Annotated in this window: 13 protein-coding genes; 11 read left to right on the forward strand and 2 right to left on the reverse strand. The window is 62.3% G+C overall.

The features are described 5' to 3' along the window. Positions 1-8: 8 nt before the first annotated feature. The 6 genes from E4T63_RS12010 (at position 9) to E4T63_RS12050 (ending at position 9,251) form a co-directional block, all read left to right on the forward strand. A complete protein-coding gene (locus E4T63_RS12010) occupies positions 9-1,559 on the forward strand; it encodes a sugar ABC transporter ATP-binding protein (protein ID WP_135295556.1) in 1,551 nt (516 codons plus the stop codon). Further along, positions 1,552-2,577, forward strand: coding sequence for an ABC transporter permease (locus E4T63_RS12015; protein ID WP_135295557.1), 1,026 nt, complete (start codon positions 1,552-1,554; stop codon positions 2,575-2,577). Before E4T63_RS12010 ends, E4T63_RS12015 begins: the two co-directional genes overlap by 8 nt. Before the next feature lie 31 nt (positions 2,578-2,608). Next, positions 2,609-3,664 carry a substrate-binding domain-containing protein gene (locus E4T63_RS12020; RefSeq protein ID WP_007966380.1) on the forward strand — a complete coding sequence of 352 codons (1,056 nt, stop codon included), beginning with the start codon at positions 2,609-2,611 and terminating at the stop codon, positions 3,662-3,664. 40 nt (positions 3,665-3,704) lie between these two features. Continuing rightward, positions 3,705-4,370, forward strand: a complete 666-nt coding sequence (locus tag E4T63_RS12025; protein WP_135295558.1) for a molybdopterin-dependent oxidoreductase — start codon at positions 3,705-3,707, stop codon at positions 4,368-4,370. Positions 4,371-5,457: 1,087 nt separating this feature from the next. Continuing rightward, positions 5,458-7,845 carry a TonB-dependent receptor plug domain-containing protein gene (locus tag E4T63_RS12045; RefSeq protein ID WP_135295559.1) on the forward strand — a complete coding sequence of 796 codons (2,388 nt, stop codon included), beginning with the start codon at positions 5,458-5,460 and terminating at the stop codon, positions 7,843-7,845. Positions 7,846-7,886: 41 nt separating this feature from the next. Next, the gene (locus E4T63_RS12050) at positions 7,887-9,251 is read left to right on the forward strand and encodes an APC family permease (RefSeq protein ID WP_135295560.1); all 1,365 of its coding nucleotides are present in this window, start codon (positions 7,887-7,889) and stop codon (positions 9,249-9,251) included. Here E4T63_RS12050 and E4T63_RS12055 read toward each other — a convergent pair. Both E4T63_RS12055 and E4T63_RS12065 read right to left on the reverse strand, forming a co-directional pair. After that, positions 9,248-9,709: a DUF3574 domain-containing protein gene (locus tag E4T63_RS12055; RefSeq protein ID WP_098968323.1), complete on the reverse strand. Its 462-nt coding sequence runs from the start codon at positions 9,707-9,709 to the stop codon at positions 9,248-9,250. The two genes, E4T63_RS12050 and E4T63_RS12055, sit on opposite strands and share 4 nt — an antisense overlap. A 614-nt stretch (positions 9,710-10,323) precedes the next feature. Further along, positions 10,324-11,235, reverse strand: a complete 912-nt coding sequence (locus E4T63_RS12065; protein WP_135295561.1) for an AraC family transcriptional regulator — start codon at positions 11,233-11,235, stop codon at positions 10,324-10,326. 103 nt (positions 11,236-11,338) lie between these two features. Between E4T63_RS12065 and E4T63_RS12070 the strand changes: the two genes are divergently transcribed. The 5 genes from E4T63_RS12070 to E4T63_RS12090 all read left to right on the forward strand — a co-directional run bounded on the left by E4T63_RS12070 (position 11,339) and on the right by E4T63_RS12090 (position 15,787). Continuing rightward, entirely contained in the window at positions 11,339-11,884 is a 546-nt protein-coding gene (locus tag E4T63_RS12070; RefSeq protein ID WP_027614171.1) for a carboxymuconolactone decarboxylase family protein, read from the forward strand. Positions 11,885-11,948: 64 nt separating this feature from the next. Further along, complete coding sequence (locus E4T63_RS12075) at positions 11,949-13,019, forward strand: acyl-CoA dehydrogenase family protein (protein WP_135295562.1); 1,071 nt, start codon at positions 11,949-11,951, stop codon at positions 13,017-13,019. After that, positions 13,016-13,858 (forward strand): ABC transporter ATP-binding protein, encoded by an 843-nt coding sequence (locus E4T63_RS12080; protein ID WP_135295563.1) that lies wholly within the window; start codon positions 13,016-13,018, stop codon positions 13,856-13,858. Before E4T63_RS12075 ends, E4T63_RS12080 begins: the two co-directional genes overlap by 4 nt. After that, positions 13,824-15,023, forward strand: coding sequence for an ABC transporter substrate-binding protein (locus tag E4T63_RS12085; RefSeq protein ID WP_135295564.1), 1,200 nt, complete (start codon positions 13,824-13,826; stop codon positions 15,021-15,023). The genes E4T63_RS12080 and E4T63_RS12085 overlap by 35 nt, the downstream gene beginning before the upstream one ends. Beyond that, positions 15,023-15,787, forward strand: a complete 765-nt coding sequence (locus E4T63_RS12090; protein ID WP_135295565.1) for an ABC transporter permease — start codon at positions 15,023-15,025, stop codon at positions 15,785-15,787. Before E4T63_RS12085 ends, E4T63_RS12090 begins: the two co-directional genes overlap by 1 nt. Positions 15,788-16,425: the final 638 nt, after the last annotated feature.

Consider the following 16,425-nt stretch of genomic DNA (forward strand, 5'->3'; position numbering starts at 1 on the left):
GGAATTTTATGAGTGTCGTCGTGGCCCGCGCGCCGCTGATTCAGGTGCGTGAACTGAGCAAGCGCTTCGGCTCGAACAGCGCCCTGGATCGCGTCAGCCTGCAGATTCATCCCGCCGAAGTGGTGGCGTTGCTCGGTGCCAACGGTGCCGGCAAATCGACGCTGGTGAAGATTCTCGCCGGCAGCCAGCGCGCCGATGGCGGCGAGATTTACATCGACGGGCAGCCCCGGCAATTCAGTTCGCCGCTGTCGGCACGCCGGGTCGGGATTGTCGCGGTGCATCAGCAGATCAACGAGGGCATTGCGCCCGGTTTGAGCGTGGCGGAAAACCTGTTGCTCGATGAGTTGTGCAAGCCTGACGCGGACTTCTGGCTCAATCGCAAACGCTTGCTGGAACGCGCCGCGAGTATCGCCGCCGGGCTGGGTCTGGTGTTGCCGCTGGAGCAGCCGATTGAACACTTGGGCCAGGCCGAGCGGCAGTTGGTGGTGCTGGCGCGGGCCTTTGCCTTGCAGCCGCGTCTGCTGATTCTCGATGAGCCAACGGCGGCGTTGTCGGATGCCGAGGCGCAGCGTCTGTTTGATCTGATCGATATCTTGCGCAGCCGTGGCGTGGCGATTGTTTACATCTCCCATCGCTTGTCCGATCTGCAACGGGTCGCGGATCGCGCCATTGTCCTGCGCGATGGGCGACTGGCCGGAGAGTTCAGCGCGCGGCAGTTGCCCGAGGCGGTGCACGCCATGCTCGGGCAGGCGCTGGACGGGCATGTCTACACGCCCGGCAGCGTGGGGCAAAAAGTATTGGGTGCGCGAGGTTTGCAGATTTTGCCACGATCCAGACGTTTCGATTTCGACCTGCACCAAGGCGAAGTGGTGGTGCTGACCGGGCTGCTCGGCGCTGGCAAAAGCGAGATCGCCGAAGTGCTGTTCGGCTTGCGTAAAGCCGTGGCTGGCAGCCTGCAACTGGACGGCATGGACTGGCTGCCGGGTTCGCCAAGGGCGGCGATTCGCAGCGGTGTGTTTCTCGCAGCGGAGGATCGCGCCAGTCAATCGTTGGTGCCCGACTTTTCCCTGCGCCGCACCCTGACGCTGCCGTTTCTGCAGCGCTTCACCCGTGCCGGGTTCATTCGCAACCGCGCCGAAGCCGCAGCGGTCGAGGCGCAAGTCGCGGCGCTGGGGATCAAGACCGCCGGCATCGAGGTGCCGATGAGCGCGCTGTCCGGCGGCAATCAACAGAAAGTTGTGCTGGGTCGCTGGCTGCTCGGGGACGGGCGGGTGCTGATTCTCGATGAACCGTTTCAGGGTGTCGACGTGCGCGCCCGTCGCGAGATCGGCCAGTTGCTGCGCGACAGTGCCGGCGGCCGCGCGACCCTGGTGATCTGCGCCGATGTCGATGAAACCCTGGAAATCGCCGACCGCATTCTGTTGGTGCGCGATCACGCGGTGGTCGCCGAATACCCGCGCGCCGGTCTTGAACGCGCGACCCTGGTCGCTGCGCTGGCCGGCAGCGACGCTAGCGAAAATCCCTTTCATGCCACGCCAAGGAGCAGAGCGAGTGCCTGATTCGAGTTCATTGTTGTCTGCCGCTACGGCACCCGCCGAGCGCCTGCTGCAAGCGCTGATCCGCTACGGCCTGTTGTGGCTGCTGGCGCTGATCGTGGTGTTTTTCAGTGTCGCGGAGCCGGCGTTTTGGCGCGTCGGCAATCTGTTCAGCATCTTGCAGTCGGTGTCGATCGTCGCGCTGCTGGCCCTTGGCGTGACGCTGACCATGGCCGTCGGCGGACTTGATCTGTCGATTGGTGCGGTGGCGGCGATGAGCCTGATGATCGCCAGTTACGTGATGGTGGTGCTCGGTTGGGGCGCGGTGCCGGCGGTGCTGATCAGTCTGGCCGGTGGCGCACTGGTCGGGCTGCTCAATGGCTGGCTGATCGTCAAGCTGCGGGTGCCGGACATTCTCGCGACGCTGGGCAGCATGTTTCTGGTGATCGGCGTGCAACTGATTCCCACGGGCGGACGCTCGATTGCGGTGGGCATGACCTTGCCCAGTGGCGTGGAAACCGAAGGCACGTTCAGTACGGCGTTTCTCGCCCTCGGCCGCGGCCGCTTGTGGGACGTGGTGCCGGTGCCGGTGTTGATCACTGCGTTGGTGGCGCTGGCGGTGTGGCTGTTTCTTGAGCGCACGCGCATCGGCCGGTTGTTTTATGCGATTGGCGGCAACGAGCAGGCAGCGCGATTGGCAGGCGCGCCAGTGCAGCGCTTCAAGTTGCTCGCTTACGTACTGTCGGCATTGCTCGCTTCGCTTGGCGGGTTGCTGTTGGCGGCGCGCCTGGGTCGGGGTGATGTCAGCTCCGGCAACGGACTGGTGCTCGACGCCCTCGGCGCGGCGCTAATCGGTTTTGCCGTGCTCGGGGCGAAGAAGCCCAATGCCTTTGGCACATTGGTCGGCGCACTACTCGTTGCCTCGTTGCTCAACGGTCTGACCATGCTCAACGCGCCGTACTACACGCAGGATTTCGTCAAGGGACTGGTGCTGGTGCTGGCCCTGATGTTCACCTTCGGCCTCGCGCATCGGGCGCGCTGAGCCGGTTCATTTGTCGCTGCAAGGAAGATGTATGCACGGTTCAATCAAGCAGTTCGCACGCCATTGCCTCGCCGGCGCGGTGCTCTCGGCGTTGGCTTTGAGCGCTCAGGCCAAGGCATTGCCGGGGGCTCCGGCGCCGTTCGACAAGGGGCAGGTGCAGATCGCGCTGGTCGGCTATCTGTTTTCCGGGGACTTTCCCGAAGCGTATCTGCGCGGCGTGGAGAAACAGACCGAGGCGCTGGGGGCCAATCTGCGGGTGTTCGATGCGCGGCAGCAGGCAGCGAGTCAGGGCGAGATGATCGATCAGGCGATCGACCTCGGCGTAGACGGGATCATCGTGCAACTGGGCCTGGCGGAAACCCTCAAGGGACCGATTGACCGGGCGATCGCCAAAGGCATCAAGGTGGTGGCGTTCGACGTTGACCTGAACAGCCCGCAGGTGACCCAGGTCGAGCAGGATCACCATGCACTGGCGCGACTGGCGCTGGATCAGGCGGTGAAGGACAACGGCACGCGGTTCGATGCCGGTTATGTGTACATCAGCGGCTTCACGCCGATGGAGCGCCGCGACGAGATCTGGAGTCAGGTGAAAAAGGCCAATCCGGGCATCATCGAGAAGGCGCGTTTCGGCACGCTCAACCCGCCGATTGCCAACTCGGTGGCGGATCAGGCCAGCGCGGTGTTGCGCGCCAATCCGGATATCAGCGTGATCTTCGCGCCGTTCGACGAGTTCGCCAAAGGCGCGAAAATCGCCGTCGACGAGGCCGGGCTGGGGCGCAAGGTGAAGATCTACAGCGCCGACATCTCCACCGCCGACATTCAGATCATGAAAGAACCGGACAGTGCCTGGGCGGCGACCGCAGCGGTCAATCCGCAAGTGGCGGGGGCGATCAGCGTGCGCAGTCTGGCGATGTTGATTGCCGGCGAAAATCCGGGACATCAGGTGTTGGTGCCACCGACCCTGATCACACGCCAACAGTTGCTCGATCTGGACGTGAAAAACGTCCGCGACCTGGCGCAGAAACTCCCGGCGTTCGGCGATACCGCCAATGTGGCGCGGGCCGAGTGGATTCCTGTGGCGAACTGAATGCAGCCGTTATCACCGGGTGACGCGCTTGGGAGTGAACATGCACAACAAAGCCATGCGTTTGCGCAACAGCCGCGCACCTAAGGCTGATCCGGCGCTCGGTCAACGTTTGCCGCCGGGGCAGGTGTTGACCGAGCGGTTCCCGATTCTCCACGAAGGCACGGTGCCGGAGTATGAGTTGGCAACCTGGTCACTGCGCCTGTTCGGCAAGGTCGGGCGTGGCGTCGAGTTGAGTTTTGCCGACCTGCAGGGTTTGCCGCAACGCCAGTTGCAATGTGACATTCATTGCGTCACACGCTGGTCGAAGTTCGACACGCAGTGGAGCGGGGTGCATCTGCAGGATTTGCTGAGCGAGCTCGATATCCAGCCCGCTTCACGTTTTGTCATGGCCCACGCCGATCACGATTACCAGACCAACCTGTTGCTGGACGACCTGCTGCACCCGGACAGCCTGCTCGCCACCCATTACGCCGGCCAACCCTTGACCGCCCAGCACGGCTGGCCACTGCGGCTGGTGGTCGCCGGGCGCTACTTCTGGAAAAGCGCCAAATGGCTGCGCGGTCTGGAGTTTGTCGACGAAGAACAACCCGGTTTCTGGGAGCGCAACGGCTTTCACCTGCACGCCGATCCGTTTACGGAGCAACGCGTTAGTGCACAGGCCCTGGACATTGCCGAGGATGCCTGGCTGGAAAAGGAATTCGACTGAGGTTTTGCGCCTGTTTTGCAGTCAACCTCCCGGGTGACTGGACTGGCCCCTTCGCGAGCAAGCCCGCTCCCACATTGGATTTCAGTCGGGAGTAAAAAGTCAGCTCGCTCCAATAACAACTGTGGGAGCGAGCTTGCTCGCGAAGGGGCCATTCCAGCCAACATCTGCATTGGCTGATGCACCGTTTTCGCGAGCAAGCTCGCTCCCACACTGGATTTCAGCTGGGAGTAAAAAGTCAGTTCACTCCAATAAAAGCTGTGGGAGCGGGCTTGCTCGCGAAGGGGCCATTCCAGCCAACATCTGCATTGACTGATACACCGATTTCGCGAGCAGGCTCGCTCCTACACTGGATTTCAGCCGGGAGTAAAAAGTCAGTTCACTCCAATAAAAAACTGTGGGAGCGAGCTTGCTCGCGAAGGGGCCATTCCAGCCAACATCTGCATTGGCTGATACACCGCTATCGCGAGCAAGCTCGCTCCCACACTGGATTTCAGACGGGAGTAAAAAGTCAGCTCACTCCAATAAAAAACTGTGGGAGCGAGCCTGCTCGCGAAGGGGCCATTGCAGCCAACATCTGCATTGACTGATACACCGCTTTCGCGAGCAAGCTCGCTCCCACACTGGATTTCAGCCGGGAGTAAAAAGTCAGTTCACTCCAATAACAACTGTAGGAGTGAGCCTGCTCGCGATGAGGGTAGAACATTCAACTTCTTCAGTGGCTGATACACCGCTATCGCGAGCAGGCTCACTCCTACAAAAGATCTTTGGCTGATCTTGAATTAGTGGGTGTTAGTTAGGGTTTAAGTGTTTGTCCAGCAACACTTGTGTTGCTCTAAAAACAACTATTCAGCCCGATCTAACCTAAGTGTTATTGGTTCTTTTACGGCAGGCCTTTGGCCCGTCTAGCATCGGTGTTCAAGGGGAAATAACTAACTTTGGGGATCCTGCGCTTCACTGACTAATCACGCTAAAAAGCCTTCACCGCCTTCCTGATTTCTACAACTACAGCAGACATTGCCGCGCATTGATTGCCGACCCTTTATTGTCGGCAACGGCCGGGTATTAGCTGCGATAAAGGAGCTGTCACATGTATCACCGTTCCCGTTCATTACTGGCCATCGCGGTGGTCGGTGCGATCTGGCAAGTTCCGGCGCAAGCCGAAGACACTTCCACGCGCGTTAACGATGACACACGGCTGGGTACCGTGCTGGTCACCGGCACCCGTGGCACTGCTCGCACGGTGCTGGATTCTCCGGTGCCGGTTGACATATTGACTGCCACCGACCTCAAGTCCACCGGCGCGGCCGACGGTGAGCTGGGTCAGGCGCTGCAAACGTTGCTGCCATCGTTCAGCATGCCGCGTCAGTCCAACTCCGGTGGCGCCGACCACGTGCGCGCCGCACAGCTGCGCGGCATGAGCCCGGATCAGGTGCTAGTGCTGGTCAACGGCAAGCGTCGTCACACTTCAGCGGTGGTCAACGACTCGTCGAAAATCGGTCGCGGTACGGCGCCGGTGGACTTCAACTCGATCCCCATCAGCGCGATCAAACGCATCGAAGTGCTGCGCGACGGCGCCGGTGCGCAGTACGGTTCCGATGCGATTGCCGGGGTGATCAACATCATCCTCGACGACGCGCCCGAGGGCGGCGAAGTGTCCACCAGCTACGGCGCGTTTCACACCCATCAGGACGCCATCGGCAGAACCACCACCGACGGCCAGAACAGCGTGACCACGGCCAAGATCGGCACGCGTCTGGGTGAAGAGGGCGGGTTCATTCGCGGCGGTACCGAGTACAAAAATCGCAACCCGACCAACCGCGCCGGTTTCGACGGTTTTGCCGATACCCCGGACCAGCGCAACTACGTGATGGGCGACGGCCTGGCGCGGGACGTCAACCTGTGGTTCAACAGCGAGCTGCCGCTGGCCGGCGGCAAGGCCTACAGCTTCGGCACCTACAACCAGCGCCACACCACCGGCGCCGAATTCTATCGCTACCCCTACGAGCAGCCGCAGTTCTATCCCAACGGCTACCTGCCGCAGTCGCTGGGCGACAACAAGGACGTCTCTGCCACCGCCGGTTTCAAAGGCATGATCGGCGAAGACTGGGACTTCGACAGCAGCCTTACCCATGGCCGTAACCGCTTCGACGGATCCACCCGCCGCACCCTTAACGTCAGCCTCGGCGAGGACTCGCCGACGAAATTCGACACCGGCGATTACGAACTGCGCCAGACCACCACCAACCTCGATTTCAGTCGCGAGCTGCGCCTCGGTGGACGCTCGTTCGTGCTGGCGCTGGGTGGTGAATACCGTTACGAAAACTACCTGACCTACGCGGGTGACGAGGCCTCCTACATCGGCTCCGGCGCTGACGGCGCCAACGGTCTGCGCCCCAGCGAAGAGTCGGACCTGGACCGCAACGTGTTTGCGACCTACGCCGAGTTGTCGGGCGATCTCACCGAGCGCTTCTTCGTCGACGCCGCCACGCGTTGGGAACATTACGACGATGCCGGCAGCAAAATCACCGGCAAGCTCAGCGGTCGCTACAAACTGACCGAGCAGTGGGCGCTGCGCGGTGCGGTGTCGAACAACTTCCGCGCGCCGTCGCTGGCGCAGAGCGGTTTCCAGAACACCACCAGCAACTTCGGCGAAGGCGGCACGCTCACCGATATTCGTGTGCTCTCGGTCAACGACCCGATCGCCCGCGCGCTGGGGGCCGAGAAGCTCGATCCGGAAACCTCGAAGAACTTCAGCCTCGGCCTGACCTTCCAGCTCAACGAACGCTTCGACGCTTCGCTCGATGTATTCCGCATCGACGTCAAGGACCGCATCACCCTGTCGCAGCGCATCGGCAGCGACGCCATGGAGCAATACATCAACGACAACTTCGGCGTGGCCGGGGTGCATGACGTCAACTTCTTCACCAACGCCGCCGACACCAGCACCCACGGCGCCGAACTGGTGCTCAACTACCATCAGCCGCTGTATGAAGGGCAACTGGGCCTGACCACCGCGTACACCTACAACCACACCAAAGTCACCAGCACCAAAGGCACACCCTCGCAACTGACGGCGCTGGGGATCGGCAACGATGCACTGGTCGGCGTTGAAGAAACCAATACTCTGACCGACGCTGCGCCCAAGGATCGTTTCGTGTTTTCCGCCAACTGGGCCAGCGAACACTGGGGCCTGCTCGGGCGTCTGACCCGTCAGGGCGAGACCACTCGCGTGTTCGACTTTGGCGACTCGCAACCGGAGCAGACCTATGGCGCGGTGTGGCAACTGGATGCCGAGGTGACCTACAAATTCACCCCGAAATTCAGCGTCGCCCTGGGCGGCAACAACCTCACCGACAACTACCCGGAGCGCTCCGGCTCGGCGATCAATTACGGCGGCAACCTGCCGTATGACGTGCTGTCGCCGATCGGCACCAACGGCGCTTACTACTACGCCAGCGCCACTTACGGCTTCTGAGCCGCACCGCCATGGACGGCGGATCTTCTGCGGGACTCTGCATGAATCACTCCAACGGTCCCAAGCGTCACCTGCCGGTAATGCAGGCGTTGCTGATCACGCTGGGCATGGTGATCACCACCGACATCCTCAAGACCGCGCCGACCGTGGCGCTGAACGTCGGGCCTGCCTGGTTCTACTGGGTCTGGGTGCTCGGCGGCCTGGCGTCGATGGCCGGGGCGTTGTGCTTTGCCGAAATGGCCGCGGCATTTCCACATCCTGGCGGCGACTATCACTTTCTGCGCACGGCCTATGGCGAGCGCATGGGTTTCCTGTTCGCCTGGTCGCGCTTTTCGGTGATGCACACCGGCTGGATCGCCTTGTCGGCGTTCATGTTTGCTGATTACGTCAATGCCGTGGTGCCGCTCGGTCGATACGGCTCGGGGCTGTTTGCTGGCGGGGTGATCGCCGCGTTGGTGCTGCTCAATCTGACCGGCAAGCACATCGGTTTCATCACCCAGACGTTGTTGGTCGGCTTGTTGGCGCTGGGCTTTCTGAGCATCGCCAGCGCCGGGGTGTGGCTGGCGTGGCAGGGGATTGAAGCGGCGCCAGCGAGCGTTTCGGTTGCGCCGGAAAACCCCGGTATGGCCGGGTTTTCGGCGGCGATGATTTTCGTGTTTCTGGCGTTTGGTGGCTGGAGCGATGCGGCGACCTTGTCGGCGGAAGTGCGCGATGGGCGACGCGGAATCTTTATCGCCATGCTCGGTGCGCTGACGCTGCTGATGGCGATTTATCTGGCGCTGAACTGGGCGTTTGTGCGAGGCCTGGGATTCGCTGGACTGGCGGCGAGCAATGCACCGGCGGTGGAGCTGTTGAACCGTGCATTCGGGGCGCCGGGGGTGCTGCTGATTCTGCTGATGGTCGGCATCGCGGCCATCGCCACTATCAACTCGACCTTGCTGGTCGGCGCCCGCACCACCTACGCCGCGGCCCGCGATGTGCCGCAGTTGCGTCGTTTCGGCGAGTGGCACGAACGTGACGGCGTGCCGCGCAAAGCCCTGCTGGCGGAGGGCGCGGTGGCATTGTTGCTGGTGCTGTTTGGCAGTTTCACCCAGAGCGGCTTCAACACCATGGTCGAGTACCTGACCCCAGTGTATTGGTTGTTTCTGAGCTTCAGCAGCCTGGCGCTGATCATTCTGCGGCGGCGCTTTCCCGATGTGCCTAGGCCGGTGAGGGTGCCGTGGTATCCGCTGGTGCCGCTGCTGTTTTTCGGGCTGTGCCTGTACATGCTCTATTCGAGCGTGACGGTGGTGGGGTGGGGCGCGTTTCTGGGGATTGGTGTGTTGCTGATGGGGGCGCTGCTGCTGGCGGGATTGAGCCGCCTGGCGTCGACGCCTCGGCAAGCTCTCGGCCAGATCAGCGATTAGAACGATACGTCGGCCGGTTGCGACAGACGCAGTACCGACAAGTCCCCGGTAATGCGTTTGTACGCCAGTCGAATTGCCTCGATGTTGCCGGCGTTCTGCGGATTGTTCTCGTGCAGGATCACGATCACTTTGGTACTCAGCCGCTCCGGCTCCTTCGCCCCATGATCGCGCCACTGCCCATAGGCATCGAACACGGTGAAGCCGTCGGGAAACCGCGACGTCACTTCCTTGTCGAGAAACTCGCGCCAGCGCGCCGGGCTGACCGCGCCTTCCTTGCCATCCACCGTGCCTACCGAGAAGTACAGCTCGGTGCGAATCCACTGCGCCTGCGCCGGACGCGTGGCGTCGCCTTGCAGGGTTGAACTGGTGGGGTCATGGGTGTGAACGGCGGCAGGCGGCGGGCTGGCACAACCGGCGACAGTGACGAACAGTGCGGCCAGTAACAGGCGTCTTTGCATGAAGCATCCCTTTTTATGAGTTGAGTACAGGGGCGCAATTATAGAGGGCGAGGTTAATAGCGATAAAAGATTAAAAAATGGTTTTGTGGTTGATTAGTGGAATAAGGAACGAACCAAGCCAGGATGCCAAATGTACCGCCGCCTTCGCGGGCAAGCCCGGCTCCCACAGGTCTCGTGGCGTGCACAAATCCCGTGATCCACACATCTCCCCTGTGGGAGCCGGGCTTGCCCGCGAAAGCGCCGGTTCAGTCAATAAAGATGTTGGATGCACCAACGCCATCGCTGGCAAGCCAGCTCCCACAAGTTTTTGCGGTGTACACAGATCCGCTGATCGACACCATCCACTGTGGGAGCGGGCTTGCCCGCGAAAGCGCCGGTCCAGTCAATAAAGATGTTGGATGTACCAGCGTCATCGCTGGCAAGCCAGCTCCCCCAGGTTTTTGCGGTGTGCACAGATCCGCTGATCAACACCATCCCCTGTGGGAGCGGGCTTGCCCGCGAAAGCGGTGTATCAGTCGCTGGGGATTTTGCCTGTGCCGGCGCTTTCGCGAGCAAGCTCGCTCCCACAGTCTCTCTCGGTGCTTTCCAGCAGCGACGGCGTACTAACGCTTCGCTCAGCGCCCCTCATGCTGCTTGCGATAAGCCCCCGGTTGCACCCCCGCCGACTTGGCAAACGCTCGTGTAAATGCGGCGATCGACTGATAGCCCACGGCCGCGCACACCTGTTCCACCGTGTGATTGGCCCGTAGCAACTGGCAGGCATGCCGCATGCGCAACGCCAGCAGCACTTGCCCCGGCGACTGCCCGGCCAGCTCATTGAAGCGTTTGAAAAACGCCGAGCGCGACAGGCCGATACTCGCCGCCATGCTCTCCAGCGACCACGGCAATTGCGGTTGTTCGATCAACTGGTCCAGCAACGGCGCGAACTGCGGATTGCGCGCCAAAGCCACGAGGCCGCCGAGGCTCTGGTTGTCGGCCATCTGTTGGCGCAACACATACAAAAACAGCAGATGACTCAAGCGTTCGAGCAGCGCCGAGGAGGGCGCCGGCAAGCGTTCACACTCTTGCAGGATCAACTCGAACAAGGCTCGCGCCGCGCTCGAAGAGGGATCGCCCGCGCGCAGGATGATCCAGTCCGGCAGGCCTTCGATGATCAGCGACGACAGCCCGGACTTGAAATGAAAGAACCCGCAGACCAGCCCGACGCCATCCTGTGCCTCACTGTCGAGCGCGGTCATGGCCATGCGCGGCAGCGACTGGGCGAGGGCCGTCTCTTCGGCGCTGGAGAGGCGGTAGTTCAGATCGCGCAGCAGAAATACCGCATCTCCCGCGTTCAACACTATCGACTGCTCCTGCCCGTCAATGTGCAGCCAGCAACGCCCCTGCACGATCAAGTGAAAACTGGCGCGCGCCAGCCCGTGCGTACTCGCATGCCAGCCACCGCAATAGCGCCCGACGTGGAACAGGCTCGCATCGAGTTCGAGGCTTTCTAATAACCAATCAACCAGTGGGCTGGACGAAATCATCTAATGGAAACACTCAGGAGCAAGTAATCGCTACTTTAGAATATGGATCGAAATTTTTATAACCAACAGACTGGCCGGACACTCAACAGCAGGAGTCCACTCCATGTCGCGCCTTACTCTACACACCGTGCAAAGCGCTCCCGAAGCCGCCAAACCGTTTCTGGAAAATGCGCAGAAAAACTCCGGATTCATTCCGAACCTGCTGGCCGTGCTGGCCAATGCCCCGGCCGCGCTGGAAACCTACGTTACGGTATCGGCGCTCAATGGCAAGTCCGAACTCAGCCTCGCCGAGCGCGAAGTGGTGCAACTGATTGCGGCGACCAACCATGGTTGCGATTTCTGTGTCGCAGGTCATACCGCCGTCGCGCTGAATAAGGCAAAACTGCCGCCGGAAGTGGTCAGTGCGCTGCGTGAAAAAGCCACTGTCCCCGTGGAAAAACTGGAAACCCTGGCCGCGTTTGCCCGCGAAGTGATTGCCACCCGGGGCAAGGTCAGCGATCAGACCTTCAACCAGTTCAAGGCCGCCGGCTACACCGAAGGCAACGCGCTGGAAGTGATCCTCGGCATCAGCCTGGCGACCCTGTGCAACTTCGCCAACGTGTTCGCCGACACGCCGCTCAACCCCGAGCTGGCGCCGTATCGCGCGTAATCGGCCAGCGCTTCAGGCCGCATCGTCTATGGTTGATGCGGCTGCGTACAAGGAGAGAAACGACATGCTCAATCCGGCATTAATTCAATGGCTGGAACACAACGCCCAGGCCCTGGATGCGGGCGACGGCGATCCACAACAGGTGCTGACGCAACTGGCGCAGGCCGGCGTGCTACGGGTCGGCATCAGCCCGGCGCTGGGCGGCAGCGGTGGTCACGTCAGTGATGCTGTGGAAACCCTGGCTGCCGTCGCCAGCCATTCATTGGCGGCGGCGTTTGTGTTCTGGGGCCAACGGGCCTTTATCGAATACCTGCTGCACAGTCCCAACGCTGCGCTGAGGGAAAAACTGCTGCCGGCGTTGCTCCGCGGCGAACTGGCCGGCGCCACCGGTTTGTCTAACGCGATGAAGTACCTGTCCGGCATCGAGGCATTGCAAGTGCGTGCCGCCCACACCGCAGACGGCTGGACCCTGAACGGGCGCCTGCATTGGGTGACCAATCTGCGCCAAAGCGGTTTCGTGGTGGCGGCGGCGATCGAGCACGAGGAGGGTGGTTCGCCGTTCGTGCTGGCGATCGCCGATGACGCTGCTGGTGTGCAACGTTCCGCCGACCTGCAACTGATGGGGCTGCAATCGAGCAACACTGCCGCCATCGATTTTGCCCAAGTGGCGGTCGGACGCGAATGGCTGCTGCATGAAGATGCGCGCAAGTTTCTGCCAGCGGTGCGCCCGGCGTTCCTCGGCTTGCAGTGCGGCATGGCGATTGGTCTGGCGCGACGGGCGCTGGCCGAGGTCGAAGGACATTTGCAGGACGGCCGTTCGATCCTGCTGGAGCCGTTGCAGGAACAACGCGAGCAACTGGCGCAGAGCGTCGATGCGCTCAAGCAAGGTTTGCACGACGGGCGTTTCCTGACCCAGCCGGGCGCCTTGTTCCAGATCCGCATCGCGCTGGCCGAATCCGCCGCCAACGCCGTGCAACTGGAATTGCAATCCAGCGGCGGCAAGGCTTATCTGACCGAGCACGGCAGCGGTTTCGCCCGGCGCTGGCGCGAGTCGGCGTTCGTGCCGATCGTCACTCCGAGCCTGGTGCAATTGCGCGCCGAATTGCAGCGGCAGAAACGGGAAGCGACGGCATGACGGCGCCGGTGCTGGAGGCGCAGGGCATCAGCCTCGGCTACCCGCGAGAGCAGGGCTGGCACACCGTGCTGGAGCACTTCGACCTGCAATTGCAACCCGGCGAAGTGGTGACGATTCTCGGCCCCAGCGGTGTCGGCAAATCCAGTCTGCTGCGAGTGCTGGCGGGTTTGCAGGCACCGCAACAGGGTCGGGTGAGCCTGCTTGGCGAGCCGCTGACCGGTGCGCATCCACGAGTGGCGGTGGCGTTTCAGGACCCGAGCCTGCTGCCGTGGCTGACTTTGGAAAAGAACGTCGCCTTCGGTCTCGACTTCGCTCGCCAGCCGCACCTCACGGCCGAGCAGCGCAAGGCGCGGATCGACCACGCCATCGCTGCGGTCGGCCTCGAACACGCGCGGTTGCAGCACCCGGCGCAATTGTCCGGCGGCATGGCCCAACGCACCGCGCTGGCGCGGTGTCTGGCGCGGCAGCCGCAGGTGCTGTTGCTCGATGAACCGTTCGGCGCGCTGGATGAAATCACCCGCGCCGACATGCAGCAGTTGCTCCTGCAATTGATCGCCGAGCACCACACCGCAGCCGTGTTGATCACCCACGACATCGATGAAGCCTTGCTGCTTTCCGAGCGGATTCTGCTACTGGGTAACAGCCCGGCGCACATCCTCGGCGAGTGGCGCATCGACCTGCCTCAGCCGCGTGCCGAGCTGGTCGAGGAACTGGGCGCGCTGCGCATCGACATCCTCAAAACCCTTCGGCGGGCGAGCCGCAACCCCCTCATTCAACCTGTGCCCGCTACGTCGGAGATTGACCATGTGCCTGGACGACTTCACTCACACACGTCGTGACTTCCTCAAACTCAGCGCGCTGCTGACCGCTGGCGGTGCGTTGCCGCTGCTCAACAGCCTCAGCGCGCGCGCCGCTGCTGAACCGAACGCGCCGGTGCGCATCGGTTATCTGCCGATCACCGATGCCACGCCGTTGCTGGTCGCGCACAACAACGGCCTGTTCGAAGCCGAAGGCATCCAGGCTGAGCGCCCGGTGCTGTTGCGCAGTTGGGCGCAGGTGATCGAGGCGTTCATTTCCGGGCAGGTCAACGTGATTCACCTGCTGTCGCCAATGACCGTGTGGGCGCGTTACGGCAGCAAAGTGCCGGCCAAGGTCGTGGCGTGGAACCACGTCGGCGGCTCGGGTCTGACCGTGGCACCGGGCATCACCGAGGTCAAGCAACTGGGCGGGCAATCGGTGGCGATTCCGTTCTGGTATTCGATTCATAACGTGGTGGTGCAGCAACTGTTCCGCGACCACGGACTGGTGCCGGTGAGCAAGTCGGCGAGCGCCGCGCTGGCGCCGAACGAAGTCAATCTGCTGGTGCTGCCGCCGTCGGATATGCCGCCGGCCCTGGCGAGCAAACGCATCGCCGGCTACATCGTCGCCGAGCCGTTCAACGCTCTGGCCGAGGAGCTCAAGGTCGGCCGGGTGCAGCGCTTTACCGGCGACGTCTGGCGCAATCACGCCTGCTGCGTGGTGTTCATGCACGAGCAGGATCTGAACAACCGCCCCGAGTGGTCGCAGAAAGTGGTCAACGCCATCGTCAAGGCGCAGGTCTGGACCCGCGACAACCGCGCCGAGGCGGCGAAACTGCTGTCCAAGGACGGCGAAAATCGCTACACGCCGCACGCGCAACCGGTGCTCGACCGGGTGCTGTCGCCGGCCACCAGCGACCGCGAGCAGTATCTGGCCAGCGGCGCGATCCTGCACAGCCATTGGGACGAGCAGCGCATCGATTTTCAGCCGTACCCGTTCCCCAGCTACACCGAAGAACTGGTCAAACGTCTGAAGGACACGCTGATCGAGGGCGACAAGGGATTCCTTGCCAACCTCGATCCGCAGCAAACCGCCCGGGATCTGGTAGACGATCGCTTCGTGCGTAATGCCATTGCTACAGTCGGCGGGATGAAGGCATTCGGATTACCGGAAAGCTTTGATCGCAGCGAGGAGTTCAGCCTCTGATGCGTCAGCGATCTTCTTCGACCGTTCGTGGTTTGTTGGGTGTGGCGGGGCTGTTGTGCCTGTTGCTGCTGTGGTGGCTGGGCGTACACGTGTTCGGCGGCAACGACAGCCTGGCGCTGCGCTTTTCACCCGAGGCGACCCTGGCGAGCCTCGGCGAACTGCTGCTGCGCCCGGAGCTGTACGAGCATGTGCTGGTCAGCCTGAAGCGGATTCTGGTCGGTCTGCTGCTGGCGCTGTTGATCGGCGTGCCACTGGGCTTGATGATCGGCAGCTACCGGCATCTGGAAGCGGCGACCACGCCGGCGTTTCAGTTTCTGCGGATGATTTCGCCTCTGTCGTGGATGCCGGTGGTGGTGATGCTGCTGGGCGTTGGCGATCAGCCGATCTACTTCCTGCTGACCTTCGCCGCCGTGTGGCCGATCCTGCTCAACACCGTGGCCGGCGTGCGCCAGCTCGACCCGCGCTGGCTGCAACTCAGCCGCAGCCTCAGCGCCACCCGCTGGGAAACCCTGCGCAAAGTGATCCTGCCCGGCGTACTCGGCCATGTGCTGACCGGAGTGCGGCTGTCGATCGGCATTCTGTGGATCGTGCTGGTGCCGTGCGAGATGCTCGGCGTCAGCGCCGGGTTGGGCTACTTCATCCTCGATACGCGTGATCGACTGGCGTATTCGGAACTGATGGCGATGGTACTGCTGATCGGCGTACTGGGCTTTGCCCTGGATGCGTTCGCGCGCTGGCTGCATCGGCGTTGGGCGCCGGCGTGAGGCTCATCGCGAACAGGCTCGTTCCCACAATGGATTAATGACAAGCATGCATTCCGTGTTTAGCGTAGAACCCCTTGTGGGAGCGAGCCTGCTCGCGAAGGCGGAGTGTCGGTTGTCGGAGATTTTGCCTGTGCCGGCGTCTTCGCGAGCAAGCCCGCTCCCACAATGGATCAATGGCAGGCATGCATTCTGTGTTTAGCGCAGAGCCCCTGTGGGAGCGAGCTTGCTCGCGAAAGTGGTGTGTCGGTTGTCGGAGATTTTGCCTGTGCCGGCGTCTTCGCGAGCAAGCCCGCCCCCACAACGGATCAATGGCAGGCATGCATTCCGTGTTCAGCGCAGAGCCCCTGTGGGAGCGAGCTTGCTCGCGAAAGCGGAGTGTCAGTCGCCGGAGGTTTTGCCTGTGCCGGCGTCTTCGCGAGCAAGCCCGCTCCCACAATGGATTAATGACAGGCATACATTCCGTGTTCAGCGCAGAGCCCCTGTGGGAGCGAGTTTGCTCGCGAAAGCGGAGTGTCAGTCGCCGGAGGTTTTGCCTGTGCCGGCGTCTTCGCGAGCAAGCCCGCTCCCACAATGGATAAATGGCAGGCATGCATTCTGTGTTTAGCGCAGAGCCCCTGTGGAAGCGGGCTTGCTTGCGA

This window comes from Pseudomonas fluorescens (assembly GCF_004683905.1).
GTDB lineage: Bacteria > Pseudomonadota > Gammaproteobacteria > Pseudomonadales > Pseudomonadaceae > Aquipseudomonas > Aquipseudomonas putida_A.

Bases quoted from the DNA above. Each gene is read 5' to 3' on its own strand.
- E4T63_RS12010 (WP_135295556.1), top strand. From the start codon at position 9: ATGAGTGTCGTCGTGGCCCGCGCGCCGCTGATTCAGGTGCGTGAACTG.
- E4T63_RS12020 (WP_007966380.1), top strand. From the start codon at position 2,609: ATGCACGGTTCAATCAAGCAGTTCGCACGCCATTGCCTCGCCGGCGCG.
- E4T63_RS12025 (WP_135295558.1), top strand. From the start codon at position 3,705: ATGCACAACAAAGCCATGCGTTTGCGCAACAGCCGCGCACCTAAGGCT.
- E4T63_RS12045 (WP_135295559.1), top strand. From the start codon at position 5,458: ATGTATCACCGTTCCCGTTCATTACTGGCCATCGCGGTGGTCGGTGCG.
- E4T63_RS12050 (WP_135295560.1), top strand. From the start codon at position 7,887: ATGAATCACTCCAACGGTCCCAAGCGTCACCTGCCGGTAATGCAGGCG.
- E4T63_RS12055 (WP_098968323.1), bottom strand. From the start codon at position 9,709: ATGCAAAGACGCCTGTTACTGGCCGCACTGTTCGTCACTGTCGCCGGT.
- E4T63_RS12065 (WP_135295561.1), bottom strand. From the start codon at position 11,235: ATGATTTCGTCCAGCCCACTGGTTGATTGGTTATTAGAAAGCCTCGAA.
- E4T63_RS12070 (WP_027614171.1), top strand. From the start codon at position 11,339: ATGTCGCGCCTTACTCTACACACCGTGCAAAGCGCTCCCGAAGCCGCC.
- E4T63_RS12075 (WP_135295562.1), top strand. From the start codon at position 11,949: ATGCTCAATCCGGCATTAATTCAATGGCTGGAACACAACGCCCAGGCC.
- E4T63_RS12080 (WP_135295563.1), top strand. From the start codon at position 13,016: ATGACGGCGCCGGTGCTGGAGGCGCAGGGCATCAGCCTCGGCTACCCG.
- E4T63_RS12085 (WP_135295564.1), top strand. From the start codon at position 13,824: ATGTGCCTGGACGACTTCACTCACACACGTCGTGACTTCCTCAAACTC.
- E4T63_RS12090 (WP_135295565.1), top strand. From the start codon at position 15,023: ATGCGTCAGCGATCTTCTTCGACCGTTCGTGGTTTGTTGGGTGTGGCG.